Consider the following 12434-nt stretch of genomic DNA (forward strand, 5'->3'; position numbering starts at 1 on the left):
ACCCTCGATCACAGGAGTCCCCTTATGACAAAGACCATCGACTTCACCGACCGCGTCGCGATCATCACCGGCGCCGGAGGCGGCCTCGGCCGCGCCTACGCCCTCGCGTTGGCAGAGCGCGGCGCCAAGGTGGTCGTCAACGACCTCGGGGGCGACGTCCACGGTGACGGTGGCACCCCCTCCCTGGCCCAGCAGGTCGTCGACGAGATCACCGCCGCCGGCGGGGAGGCCATCGTCGACGGCAACGACATCACCGACGAGTCCGCCGTCGCGTCCCTCGTGTCGACGGTGATCGAGAAGTGGGGCCGCATCGACATCCTCATCAACAACGCCGGCATCCTGCGGGACAAGTCGTTCGCGAAGATGGAGACGGACGATTTCCGCAAGGTCCTCGAGGTTCACCTCATGGGATCGGTCAACTGCACCAAGGCCGTCTGGCCGCACATGGCCGAGGCGGGCTACGGGCGCATCCTCATGACCGCCTCCACCTCCGGCATCTACGGCAACTTCGGCCAGGCCAACTACGGTGCCGCCAAGTCCGGCCTGGTGGGCCTGATGAACGTGCTGGCGATCGAGGGCGCCAAGAAGAACATCAAGGTCAACGCGATCGCACCCACCGCCGCGACCCGCATGACCGAGGACCTGCTCCCGCAGCGGGTGCTCGACATCATGGGCCCGGAGACCATCGCCCCGGGCGTCCTGTTCATGGTCAGCGACGAGGCCCCCACCAAGACCATCCTGGGCGCCGGAGCCGGTGTGTTCGCGGTGTCCCAGATGGTCGAGTCGCGCGGCGTGTACCTGCCCGACGAGGCCCGCACCCCGGAGGTCGTCGCCGAACGCTGGAACGAGATCGCCGACCTCACCGACGCCCAGACCCTGGAGGGCGCCTTCGAACAGACCTCCAAGTACGCCGCGCTCGCCGCCCGCGAGCTGGGCCTGCACCTGGAGAGCTGACCTTCAGGCGCGTGCGCGGAGGCTATGCTTCGCGCACGCGCCGTGCACGTAGCCACGGCCCCTCTCACCGGGACTCGCCGTGGTCGCTTCGTCGTCGTCCGACCGGATCCGGGGTCCAGCGCGCTCGCTCCACCCCGTCGGCCTGACGGTGGCCCTGCTGTTCTTCGTCTGGTCCATGACGCCGTCGCTCCTGCCACGAGTCTGGTACCTACAGGCCGCGGCCACAGGGATCAGCCTCGCGACCGGGTACGGGACCGGGTGTGTGACAGCCTGGGTCGTCCGCACCTGCGGGTTCTCACCGGATCACTCCGCGCGGGTGAGGTGGGTCGGATGGGTGACACTCGCCGGGACGGCCGCGATCGTGGTGCCGACGTTCCTGGTGCTGGGGTCGTGGTGGCAGCAGATCACCCGCGACCTGGCGGGTATCGACCGCATCGACCGCGCCAACTACCTGCTCATCCTCGTCGCGGCGCTGGTCATCGCGGGACTGCTCCTGGCGGTAGCCCGAGGGATCCGGCGGGCGACGGCCGCGCTGACCCGGTTCGCCGCACGGTATCTCCCCGCCCCGGCCGCCCGGCTGGCCGCACTGGTGCTGGTGGTCCTGATCGCCGTGTTGTCGCTGAACGGGGTGGCTTACCGTGGCCTGCTCCGGATGGCCGACAGGATGGCCTCCGCCGCCGACCACGGCACGGCCGAGGGCGTCGTACGACCCGGCTCCCCCGCGCGCTCCGGCTCCCCCGCGTCCACGAGAACCTGGGAGAGCCTCGGCAAGGAAGGGCGGACGTTCGTCGCGGGCGGTCCCACCCCCGAGCAGATCGCCGAGGTGACCGGGCGGCCCGCCGCCACCCCGATCCGTGTCTACGCAGGGCATGACGTGGGCGGGACCATCGAGGAGGACGCCGAACTGGTCGTCGACGAACTCCGCCGCACCGGGGCCTTCGACCGTTCGGTGGTGGCCGTCGCGACCACCACCGGGAGGGGATGGGTCAATGCCCGCGTCGCGGCGGGCCTCGAGTACACCGCCGGCGGCGACTCGGCGATCGCGGCCATGCAGTATTCGTTCCTGCCCAGCCCCCTGTCCTTCCTCGCCGACCGCGACTCGCCTGCGATCGCGGGCCGGGCCCTGTTCGAGGCCGTCGAGCGCGCGGTGGCGGACCTGCCCCCCGACGAACGTCCGGTCCTGGTCGCCTTCGGCGAGAGCCTCGGCTCCTACGGTGGCCAGAGCGCGTTCGGCGGGATGAGGGACATGGTGGCGCGGACGGACGGTGCCCTCTGGGTGGGGACACCGAACTTCTCACCCCAGTGGTCCTACGTGACCGCCCACCGCGACGCCGGGTCGCCGGAGCGACTGCCCGTGGTCGACGCGGGCGAGCACACCCGGTTCGCGTCGGGCGGGCCGGACCTTGAGCTCGACGGGGCACCGTGGGGTGAGCCCCGTGTCGTCTACTGGCAGCACGGGTCCGACCCGATCACCTGGTGGTCGCCGGATCTGCTGCTGCAGCGGCCGGACTGGCTGCGTGAACCCCTCGGCCCGGACCTCGATCCGGGCGTGCGGTGGATGCCCTTCGTGACGTTCTGGCAGGTGACCCTGGACATGGTGTTCTCCGCGGACGTCCCGGCCGGTCACGGGCACACCTTCGGCCCGGACGCGGCCCAGATGTGGGCCGCCGTCCTGAACCCGGACGACTGGACCGACCAGGACACCGCCCGCGTCCACGCCGCGATCGCCGCGGGAAAGGTCTGACCGGGCGCACCCACGGTGGCGGGTGTCCTCTCCCCGGGCGGGGTCACTCCTGGTCGGCGAACTGGGTCTCGTAGAGCTCCGCGTAGCGACCGCCGGCGGCGAGGAGTTCGGCGTGCGTCCCCGACTCGACCACCCGTCCGGCCTCGAGCACGAGGATCGTGTCGGCGGCCCGGACCGTCGACAACCGGTGGGCGATCACCAGCGACGTGCGGTCCGCCATCGCCTCGGTCAGCGCCTCCTGGACCGCGGACTCGTTGGTGGAATCCAGAGCACTGGTGGCCTCGTCGAGCACCACCACCGACGGCGCGGCGATGAGCAGCCGCGCGATGGTCAGTCGCTGACGCTCCCCGCCCGAGAGCCGGTACCCGCGATCGCCGATGACGGTGTCCAACCCGTCAGGCAGCGACCGCACAAGCTCCTCGAGCCGGGCCCGGCGCAGCGCGTCCCAGACGAGATCATCCGAGACCTCCGGCCGAGCGAAGCTGAGATTGGAGCGGATCGTGTCGTGGAAGAGGTGACCGTCCTGGGTGACCATTCCCACCGTGCGACGCAACGACGACGAGGTGACCTCCCGCACGTCGAGTCCCGAGACCCGTACCGCACCCGAGTCGACGTCGTACAGGCGCGGGAGCAGGGAGGCGATGGTCGACTTTCCTGCGCCCGACGATCCCACGAGAGCGATCATCTGCCCCGGTTCGGCGCAGAAGGAGACCCCGTGCAGGACCTCCTGTCCGCCGCGGGTGTCGAGAACGGCGACCTCCTCCAGTGAGGCGAGGGAAACCTTGTCCGCCGAGGGGTAGGAGAACCGGACGTCGTCGAACTCGATGGTCGCCGGACCCTCGGGGATGTCGACGGCGTCGGGCGCGTCGGAGATGAGCGGTTCCAGGTCGAGGACCTCGAAGACCCGCTCGAAGCTGACGATGGCCGTGACGATGTCCATCGGCGCGTTGGCCAACGAGGTCAGCGGGCCGTACAGGCGGGTGAGGAGCAGGGCGAGGGCCACCACCGACCCCGCGTCCAGTGCCCCGCCCAGTGCGAACCAGCCGCCGAGGCCGTAGACCAGCGCCAGTGCCAGCGTGGAGACCAGCGTCAGCGAGTTCATGAACACGCTCATCAGCAGCGCGGTGCGCACGCCGATGCCCCGGACCCGACCCGCGCGGGCGGCGAACTCCGCCGACTCCGTCTCGGGCCGCCCGAAGAGCTTGACCAGGGTCGCGCCACCGGCGTTGAACCGCTCGGTCATCTGGTCGTTCATCGACGCGTTGAGGTCCGAAGCCTCACGGCGGAGCCGCGCGAGCCGCTTGCCCACGTACCGGGCCGGGAACAGGAAGATCGGCAACAGCAGGACCGACAGGACGGTGAGCTGCCAGTTGATGCCGGCCATCACGGCCAGCGTGAGCACGAGCTGCACGAGATTCGACACGACCCCGGACAGCGTGTCCGAGAACGCCCGCTGGGCGCCCATCACATCATTGTTGAGACGACTGACCAGTGCCCCGGTGCGGGTACGCATGAAGAAGGCCACCGGCATCGTCTGCACATGGTCGAACACCGCGCGACGCAGATCGAGGATGAGCCCCTCGCCGATCCGCGCGGACCACAGGCGGGTGACGATCGCGACGATCGCCTCGATGATCCCGATCGCGGCGATGGCGAGCGCGAGCCCGATCACGATCCTGACGGGCGAGGCCTCGACGATCGCGGTGACCACACGGCCTGCGAGCAGCGGCGTCGCCACGGCAAGGGTGGCACCGAAGACGGAGAGCACCAGGAAGAAGACGATCCGGCGGGTGTGCGGGCGGGCGAACCGCCCGATCCGGTGGAAGTTCTCGCGGGTGAAGACACTCCGGTCCAGCGCGATGTTGTTGTTCTCGGCCCGCATGAGCGTGCGCATGGCGGCCTGCTGCATCGTCACGTAGCGGTACTCCTCCCGCGCCGGAGAGGGGCCCCGACGACCGTTCGGTACAACCCGGGCGGGGCCCCGTGTATTCCGGCCCGGCTCTGCGACGGCGCGCCTCGTCGTCGTCGTCCCCCTCCGGCCTCTGGACAAAGACTGGCGCTATGTCTAGACATGGCGGGGTAATTTGTCTAATGTCAGGTGCAACACAGTGGCATTCGCCACATCTTGTTGATCCGGAGGTCGACTTCGATGTCCAGCACGGAGTACATCCGCCCCGCCGAGGGGGCACCGCACGCACACGACGATCACGCGCACCACGGCCACGCGCATCACGGCCATGACCACGAGAACGTCGAGCCGTTCGCGTGGACCGACGCCAAGCGGTACCTGTGGCTGCTCGGACTCATCCCCGCGATGGGGCTGTTCGTCTCGATGCCGATCGTCGCCGGCTTCAACGCCCTCGGCTGGGGCGTGGCGGCCACCGTCGCCTGGTTCCTGCTGCCCTTCCTCGTCTACGTCGCGATCCCCCTCGGGGACCTGGCGATCGGGGCCGACGGCGAGAACCCGCCCGACGAGGTGATGGACAGGCTCGAGGCCGACCCGTTCTACCGGTGGTGCACCTACCTGTACATCCCCTTCCAGTACGCGTCCCTCATCACGGCCGCCTACCTGTGGTCGGCCGATGACCTGTCGTGGCTGGGTTACGACGGGGGGCTGGGCATCGCCGCCTCGATCGGCGTCGCCTGGACCGTCGCGATCACCGGCGGGATCGGGATCAACACCGCCCACGAGCTCGGGCACAAGATCGCCGGCAGCGAGAAGTGGCTGTCCAAGGTCGCTCTCGCCACCACCGGTTACGGACACTTCTTCATCGAGCACAACCGCGGCCACCACGCCCGGGTCGCCACGCCGGAGGACCCGGCCAGCTCGCGCTTCGGCGAGCCGTTCTGGGCCTTCCTGCCGCGCAGCGTGTTCGGGTCACTGAAGTCGGCCTGGCATCTGGAGTCCGAGCGGCTGGGACGGCTGGGCAAGAGCCCGTGGAGCATCCGCAACGACAACCTCAACGCGTGGCTCATGACGGTCGTGCTGTTCGGCGGGCTCATCGCGGTCTTCGGCTGGGAGATCGCGCCCTGGCTCATCATCCAGGCCGTCTTCGGTTTCTCGCTGCTGGAGGTCGTCAACTACCTCGAGCACTACGGACTGCTCCGCCAGAAGACCTCCGCCGGCCGCTACCAGCGTTGCCGCCCGGAGCACTCGTGGAACTCCGACCACCTGGTGACCAACATCTTCCTCTACCACCTGCAGCGTCACTCCGACCACCACGCCAACCCGATGCGTCGCTACCAGGTACTGCGCAGCTTCGAGCAGGCCCCGCAGCTGCCGTCGGGCTACGCCACGATGATGGTCCTCGCCTACGTGCCGCCACTGTGGCGCAAGGTCATGGACAAGCGCGTCCTGGCCCACTACGACGGCGACATCACCCGCGCCAACATCCAGCCGTCCAAGCGGGAGAAGATCCTCGCCCGGTACGGCGCCGGGTCGACGGCGGTCGTCGAGCAGGTCGTCGCCGACACCGACATCGCGACCGACCAGACGTCCCCCACGGGCGAGTACGTGTGCCCCAACTGCGGGAACCACTACTCGGAGGCGGCGGGGCTGCCGCGCGAGGGCTTCCCGGCCGGGACCCCGTGGTCGGCGATCCCCGACACGTGGCGGTGCTCGGACTGCGGTGTGCGGGACAAGGTGGACTTCCTACCGGTGAAGTGACCCCCGTGCACGGGGACACCGATCGGTCCCCCGCGCCGCCCGGCACGTGGGATCAGGAACAATGGACACCATGCCCCGTCACCGCCCCACCAGTGACCGACGCTCCCCCGGCGACCCCCGCGGGGAGCGTCGGTCACTGCGCTCCACCGTGTTCGAGGCCATGCACGAACTGCTGGTCTCACACGACTGGTCGTCCGTGACCATGTCCGACGTGGCCAAGGCCGCCGGACTCAGCCGACAGACCCTGTACAGCACCTTCGGCAACCGGCAGGGCCTGGCGCAGGCCTACGCCCTCCAGCTGTCGGAGACGTTCGCCGGGGAGATCCGCGACTCGATCATCCGCCACCCGGGGCAGATCGAGGTCGCGTTGAACGAGGGGATCAACGGATTCCTCCTGTCCAGTCGGCGTGACCCACTGGTCCGCGCCCTGCTCACCGGCGACATCAAGCCGGACCTGCTGCGCCTGATCACCACCGAGGCCGGGCCGCTGATCGAACGGGCCACCGAGGTGCTCACCCCGGCGCTGTCCGACAGCTGGATGCGCATCGAGGAGTCCCAGGCACGGCTGGCGGCCTCGATCATCGCCCGGATCGGTATCAGCTTCATCTCGCTGCCGCCCAACGACCCCGACCAGCTGGCGTCCGGCCTCACCGAGGTCATCGCCCCCTATCTCCAGAAGGTCGTCCAGGTCGACGTGCAGGGCTGACGCCCCGGTCCCGCGCGCGACCGGGGACCGGACCGCCCTACGGGGCGTCGGCGATGGTCGATCTCGCGCCCGGACGTCCCGGCACCGGGACGCTCGCCTCGAGGAAGAGCCCCCGCGCCTCCACACACAGGCGGTCGCCGGCGTGGATGGTGGCGTGGGTCCACGTCTTGCGGCCGTCGACCTCCTGCACCCAGGCCCGGAAGGTGAGCGGCTGGAGCAGCGGGGTGGGCGAGCGATAGTCGATCTCGTAGTGCGCCGTCATCCCGAAGCGGCCGCCCCAGTGGTTGGCGAAGCCCATCATGTGGTCGATGATCAGGGCGCTGATCCCGCCGTGGACGCACCCGGGCGGGCCCTGATAGACGGGACCGAGGGTGACCTCCGCCATCACCGAGCCGTCGTCGCAACCGTGGAACTGCACCGGAGGGGCGATCGGGTTCTCCTGCCCGCCGACCGGGTTCGAGCGACGGGTCCCCGCCCCGGTCCACATGACCTCCAGTCGACGGGCGGCGGTCGGGACGCGGGGTTCGAGCAGATCCGCGACCTCGGCGAGGCGGTCGGCGATGTCCCCGAGTTCGACCTCCGAGTGCGCCAACGCCGCCGTGGCCTCCCGCAACCTGCGCAGTTCAGCCACTGCACGGTCGAGCTCGGGATCCGCCGGCGGCAACTCCGGGACCGGGATCGGGTCGAACCGCTCCCCGAACAGCGTCCGCGCGGCGTCGAGGGAGAACTGGTCCGGATCCAACCCCGGGAGGGGTACTCCACCGAATCCGGGACGATCGCTCTGTTTGGTCATACTCTAAGAGTATGTCGACACCTGTCAATCCGAAGCCGTTCGATCCCGTTACCTACGGCCCGTGGGCCCTCGTCGTGGGCGGAAGTGAGGGCGTGGGCGCCGAGATCGCGTTCCGCCTCGCCGATCAGGGGGTGTCCTCCGTGCTCGTCGCCCGCAAGGCCGGGCCACTCGAGGAGACCGCCGAGGCCGTGCGCGCCAGGGGCGTCGAGTGCCGGGTCGTGTCCGTCGACCTCACCGAGCCCGGCGCCACCGAGGGCATCGCCGCGGCCTGTGAGGGTCTCGACCTGGGGCTGCTCGTGCTCAACGCCGGCGCCAACACGTACGGCTCCGAGTTCGTCGAGTCCGACATGGCACAGGTTCAGAAGGTCATCGACCTCAACATCACCTCGCCGATGCAGATCATCCGGCAGTTCGGCCCCGCCCTCAAGGCCCGCGGCCGCGGCGGCATCGTGGTGATGGGCTCGATGGCCGGGTACCTCGGTCACGCCGACATGAGCGTGTACTCCGCGGCCAAGGCGTTCAGCCGGGTCTTCGTCGAGGGCCTGTGGCTGGAGATGCGCGAGCACGGCGTGGACGTCGTCGAGGTCATCCTCGGCGTCGTCCGCACCCCCGCGATGATCCGCGCCGGCCTGGACATGGACCTGCCCGGCTTCACGGTGAGCGAGCCGGCCGAGGTCGCCGAGGAGGTCCTGTCGTCCATCGGCAACGGCCCGATCCACGTCTGCGGCGGCGAGAACAACCGCAAGGGCGTCGAGTTCTCCTCCGGCGTCGACCGTGGCCGGATCGTGGCCGGATCCCACAAGCGGATGAAGGCACTGCGCGGGAACTAGACGCCTACGCCGACAGCCGCGCGCTCTGGAGTCATCCGCAACGGATATATACCGTCCGGATGACTCTGGACCGCGCGGCTGCGGGAGGGCGGGAGGGCGGGAGGGCGGGCGGGTGGTCGGCGCGGCTGCGGGCGGGGGCGAGCAGGTCGCTGGGCAGGCGCTCAGCCCTCGATGGGCCGGCCGCGGTCGGCGTCGCGGATGCCCCTCGGCTCGATGAACAGCGCTTCCGCCGTCGCGCAGAGGGTCTCGCCGGCGTGGAGGGTCGCGGACGCCCAGATCTTGCGGCCCTCCACCCGCTCCTGCCGTGCCTCGAACCGAAGCGGGGCGAACAGGGGCGTCGGCGACTTGTACGAGATGCGCAGGTCCGCGGTCATGCCGACACTCAGGGACGCGGCGTTGGCCAACCCCAGCATCTCGTCGAAGATCAACGCGACGATCCCGCCGTGCACGCAGCCGGGAGGGCCCTGGTACTCGATGCCCAGGGTCAGGTCGGCGCGGACGGTCGCATCGGGGAACACCACCGGTTCCAGCGGCGGGGACACCGGGTTCCGGCTGCCGATCGCCGGGTTGGCCGCCAGGTGCTCCGGCACACCCCAGGTGGCGTACTCCGACGGTCGCACCCTGGTGCCCACGGTCTCGAGGTGCTCGACCAGCCCGCGCACGGTGGCCACGGCATCGTGCACGTCCTCGTAGACGGACCCGGCCACCAGGCCGCGTAGTCGGCGCAGTTCGCGGGCCAGCTCCGTGGCGCCGGAGGTATCGGCGTCCTGGCGCAGGAACGGGGTTCCCTCGTCGCTCGCTCGCGCGGGGTCCGCGGTGCCGAGGGGCCGATCGTCCGGGGCGGCGGGGTCGGAAGGGCGGGAGTCGGTGGTCACGGCACCAGAATCTACTCCGCCCCCGGGGTCAGCCCTCGCCTGCGCCCTCGCCTGCGCTCTCATCGCGGTGCTGCCGGTACGCCGCCACCCACTCCTCGGGCATGACGAACAGCCCCTCGGCGGTGGCGCATAACCGGTCGCCCGCGTGGACCGCGCCCTGTGACCACACCTTCCGGCCGTCCACCCGCACCTGACGGGCGGTCACCACGATCGGCTCGAGGATCGGCGTGGGACTGCGGTAGTCCAGATCCAGGTACATCGTCATCCCGGTGGTCCCCGCATGGTGGTTGACCCGCCCCAGCGCCGCGTCGAACAGCAGCGCGACGATGCCGCCGTGCACACATCCCGGAGGGCCCTGGTACTCGAGTCCGAGGGTCACCTCGGCCCGGAGGGTGCCGTCGTCCAGCAGCTCGAACTCCGCCGGTGGGGCCAGGACGTTGGACCGGCCGATGACGGGACAGTTGGGCACGTACCGGCGCTCCCGCCAGTTGACCTCCTGCCGCTGCTCCGGTGTCGCCGACGCGGCCTCGAGCTCCTCGGCCACGCTGCGGAGCCGATCGGTCAGCGGGCCCAGGTCCGTGTCGAACTCGCCGCCCGTGGTCAGCGCGCGGATGCGGCGCACCTGCTCGACCAGGGAGTACAGCCCCGCCTCGTCGTCGTCGTCCCTGTCGACCGGACGGCCACCACCGCGCGCCGGGTCCAACGGACCCAGATCCACCGTCGGCCGGTCACGCCGCACGATGGTCACCGGCTCATTCATGCCGGCGCCGACCCCGTCATGTCCCCGGCCGCCACCGCGTCCCCGACGCCGGCCGCACCGCGGCCCGCACGCCGCCCGAAGAACGACCCGTCGCCCAGGGACGTCCCGGAGATGTACCCGTCGCCGTGCAGACCGTGCGTACACCGTCCGGCGGCGAACAGGCCGGGGATCGCCTCGCCCGTCCGGTCGAGCACCCGCGAGTCCAGATCCGTGTGCAGCCCGCCGAGGGTGAAGCCCTGCGCCTTGAGGGGCAGGCCGTTGAAGTTGTCCGGCCCCCCGGCACCCGTCGGGTAGGCGCCGAACGGCGGCTCGAGTGGCCGGACCCACCGGGCGTTCTTGCCGAACTGTGGGTCCTCGCCCCGCTCGGCGCCGGCGTTGTAGCGGCGCAGCTGGTCGGCCAGCGCGTCGGCGGGCAGCCCACAGTCGGCGGCGAGCTCCTCGATGGTCTCGGCGGCGTGCATGGGCTGCATGCCCCACAGCTCGGACTCCGGGACGTCCTCGATGCCCTTCTCGTCGATGATCACCCACACCGGCGGCCGGCGGTGGTACACGGCCGCGTGGCAGTACAGGCCCGGGTAGACCTCCTCGTTGATGAAGCGTTGGCCGTCGCCGTCGACGAGCATCGCGCCCACGACCAGGCGCGGGATGACGAGCATCGCGGTCTCGGTCTGGTGCATGCGGCGTACCGCGGCCCCGATCTCCATGCCCATCTCGATGCCCGAGCCGTCGTCGCGACCGTCGGAGACCTTGTCCTTGCCCAGCTGCTGCGGGGCCCACTGCTCGAGCATGCGGTCGTTGTCCACGAATCCGCCGGTGGCCAGCACCACCCCGCCGGTGGCGCGGTACTCACGCTCCTCGCCGAACAGGGTGGCCCGCACGCCCACCACGCGTCCGTCCTCCACGATCAGCGAGCGCGCCTTGACGTCGCACTGCAGGTCCACGCCGGCCCGCTGCGCGGTGGTCACGAGGGAGTCCATGAGGACGTTGCCGGCGAAGTTCGGCGCGGGCGGCCGGTGACCGCGCGCGGCCGGGGTGGCGAGGGACGCGTAGGGCTCGGCCCGCTCCCCCATCCACATCAGGCCCGAGTCGTCGCCCGGCATCCAGGTGGGCGTGTCCCACAGCTTGTGGTTGAACACCGCGCCGTGGGCCACCAACCAGTCGTGGTGCTCGACGGCCCCGGCGCAGTAGGCGGCGATCTTGGCCTCGTCCGCATTGGGGCCGAGCGCCGCGGTGAGGAACGCGCGCATGTCCTCGACGGTGTCACGGACGCCCAGGGCCTCCTGCGTGGCGGTGCCGCCGCCCAGGTAGACCTCGCCTCCCGACTGGGCCGACGAGCCGCCCGGCCCGGACGCGCCCTCGAGCGCGACGACCGACGATCCGGCCTCGGCCGCCTCGATCGCCGCGCACGCGCCCGCGATGCCCATGCCCACGACCACGACGTCCGCCGTGACGACCGAGGGACTCGTGTCCGATGTAGTGTCCGCCATAGTCGGAACTATAACGTGTTCCTCCCCTGAGAAGGCGCATTAAAGTGGGAGCCATGACTTCCTCCTCCGAGGCCTCCCGCCTCGACTCCCTCGAGACCCGGCTCACCTCCCTCGAGACCCGCCTGAACGACACCCACGCCCGCCTCGCCACCGCCGAGGACGAGCTCGCGATCCTGCGCCTCCTCGCCGCCTACTCCCCCCGCGTCGACTCCGGCGACGCCGAGGGCGTGGCCGAGTTGTGGACTGAAGACGGCGTCTACGACGTGGACACCGGGGTGCTCGAGGGGCACGCCGGCCTGGTGGAGATGGTCCACGGGGACGCGCACCAGGGGCTCATCGCCCACGGATGCGGGCACGTGCCGAGCCTGCCCGTGGTCCTGCTCGACGGCGACCACGCCGTCGCCACCGGATACACCCAGCTCGTCGTGCGCTCGTCCCGCCCGGGTCGGTACACGGTGCTGCGCGTGACGGCGAGCCGGTGGGAGCTGGAGCGGCGCGGCCGGGTGGACGCGCCGGACCGCGGGTGGCGGGTCGTGCTGCGTACCGCTCGCGCCGTGACCGACGACGGCGAGGGTCGGGCCCTGCTGGGACGGTCCCGCGAGAGGTAGCGTGGCCGGT

The 12434-nt window shown here is 70.7% G+C and carries 11 protein-coding genes; 6 read left to right on the plus strand and 5 right to left on the minus strand.

Translation table 11 applies throughout. From position 1 onward, the window contains the following. Positions 1–24 precede the first annotated feature (24 nt). Both AC3DE3_RS04515 and AC3DE3_RS04520 read left to right on the plus strand, forming a co-directional pair. Entirely contained in the window at positions 25–954 is a 930-nt protein-coding gene (locus tag AC3DE3_RS04515) for an SDR family oxidoreductase (protein WP_260486171.1), read from the plus strand. Between the two features lie 79 nt (positions 955–1033). Next, complete coding sequence (locus AC3DE3_RS04520; RefSeq protein WP_488369135.1) at positions 1034–2698, plus strand: alpha/beta hydrolase; 1665 nt, start codon at positions 1034–1036, stop codon at positions 2696–2698. A gap of 43 nt (positions 2699–2741) precedes the next feature. Here AC3DE3_RS04520 and AC3DE3_RS04525 read toward each other — a convergent pair whose 3' ends face one another. After that, positions 2742–4607, minus strand: coding sequence for an ABC transporter ATP-binding protein (locus tag AC3DE3_RS04525; protein WP_488369611.1), 1866 nt, complete (start codon positions 4605–4607; stop codon positions 2742–2744). 240 nt (positions 4608–4847) lie between these two features. On the opposite strand from AC3DE3_RS04525, the gene AC3DE3_RS04530 reads away from it, so the two are divergent. Beyond that, positions 4848–6365, plus strand: a complete 1518-nt coding sequence (locus AC3DE3_RS04530) for a fatty acid desaturase (RefSeq protein ID WP_488369136.1) — start codon at positions 4848–4850, stop codon at positions 6363–6365. A gap of 70 nt (positions 6366–6435) precedes the next feature. Next, complete coding sequence (locus AC3DE3_RS04535; protein WP_488369137.1) at positions 6436–7071, plus strand: TetR/AcrR family transcriptional regulator; 636 nt, start codon at positions 6436–6438, stop codon at positions 7069–7071. Positions 7072–7108: 37 nt separating this feature from the next. Here the strand turns inward: AC3DE3_RS04535 and AC3DE3_RS04540 are convergent, their stop codons facing one another. Further along, on the minus strand, positions 7109–7864 hold the full coding sequence (locus tag AC3DE3_RS04540) for a PaaI family thioesterase (RefSeq protein ID WP_488369138.1): 756 nt from the start codon (positions 7862–7864) through the stop codon (positions 7109–7111). An 11-nt stretch (positions 7865–7875) separates the two neighbouring features. Between AC3DE3_RS04540 and AC3DE3_RS04545 the strand changes: the two genes are divergently transcribed. After that, a complete protein-coding gene (locus AC3DE3_RS04545; RefSeq protein WP_488369139.1) occupies positions 7876–8694 on the plus strand; it encodes an SDR family NAD(P)-dependent oxidoreductase in 819 nt (272 codons plus the stop codon). A gap of 161 nt (positions 8695–8855) precedes the next feature. Here AC3DE3_RS04545 and AC3DE3_RS04550 read toward each other — a convergent pair whose 3' ends face one another. The 3 genes from AC3DE3_RS04550 to AC3DE3_RS04560 are packed head-to-tail and all read right to left on the minus strand — an operon-like array spanning position 8856 to position 11816. Next, positions 8856–9569 (minus strand): PaaI family thioesterase, encoded by a 714-nt coding sequence (locus AC3DE3_RS04550; RefSeq protein WP_488369140.1) that lies wholly within the window; start codon positions 9567–9569, stop codon positions 8856–8858. Positions 9570–9597: 28 nt separating this feature from the next. Further along, complete coding sequence (locus AC3DE3_RS04555; RefSeq protein ID WP_488369141.1) at positions 9598–10329, minus strand: PaaI family thioesterase; 732 nt, start codon at positions 10327–10329, stop codon at positions 9598–9600. After that, positions 10326–11816 (minus strand): FAD-dependent oxidoreductase, encoded by a 1491-nt coding sequence (locus tag AC3DE3_RS04560; protein WP_488369142.1) that lies wholly within the window; start codon positions 11814–11816, stop codon positions 10326–10328. Before AC3DE3_RS04560 ends, AC3DE3_RS04555 begins: the two co-directional genes overlap by 4 nt. A 53-nt stretch (positions 11817–11869) precedes the next feature. Here AC3DE3_RS04560 and AC3DE3_RS04565 point away from each other — a divergent pair, with 53 nt between their 5' ends. After that, on the plus strand, positions 11870–12424 hold the full coding sequence (locus AC3DE3_RS04565; protein ID WP_260486163.1) for a nuclear transport factor 2 family protein: 555 nt from the start codon (positions 11870–11872) through the stop codon (positions 12422–12424). Positions 12425–12434: the final 10 nt, after the last annotated feature.

The organism is Dietzia sp. IBK-p2-16D (assembly GCF_057773085.1).

Coding starts and splice junctions, on each gene's coding strand:
- AC3DE3_RS04515 (WP_260486171.1), top strand. CDS start 25: ATGACAAAGACCATCGACTTCACCGACCGCGTCGCGATCATCACCGGC.
- AC3DE3_RS04525 (WP_488369611.1), bottom strand. CDS start 4,607: ATGCAGCAGGCCGCCATGCGCACGCTCATGCGGGCCGAGAACAACAAC.
- AC3DE3_RS04530 (WP_488369136.1), top strand. CDS start 4,848: ATGTCCAGCACGGAGTACATCCGCCCCGCCGAGGGGGCACCGCACGCA.
- AC3DE3_RS04535 (WP_488369137.1), top strand. CDS start 6,436: ATGCCCCGTCACCGCCCCACCAGTGACCGACGCTCCCCCGGCGACCCC.
- AC3DE3_RS04540 (WP_488369138.1), bottom strand. CDS start 7,864: ATGACCAAACAGAGCGATCGTCCCGGATTCGGTGGAGTACCCCTCCCG.
- AC3DE3_RS04545 (WP_488369139.1), top strand. CDS start 7,876: ATGTCGACACCTGTCAATCCGAAGCCGTTCGATCCCGTTACCTACGGC.
- AC3DE3_RS04555 (WP_488369141.1), bottom strand. CDS start 10,329: ATGAATGAGCCGGTGACCATCGTGCGGCGTGACCGGCCGACGGTGGAT.
- AC3DE3_RS04560 (WP_488369142.1), bottom strand. CDS start 11,816: ATGGCGGACACTACATCGGACACGAGTCCCTCGGTCGTCACGGCGGAC.
- AC3DE3_RS04565 (WP_260486163.1), top strand. CDS start 11,870: ATGACTTCCTCCTCCGAGGCCTCCCGCCTCGACTCCCTCGAGACCCGG.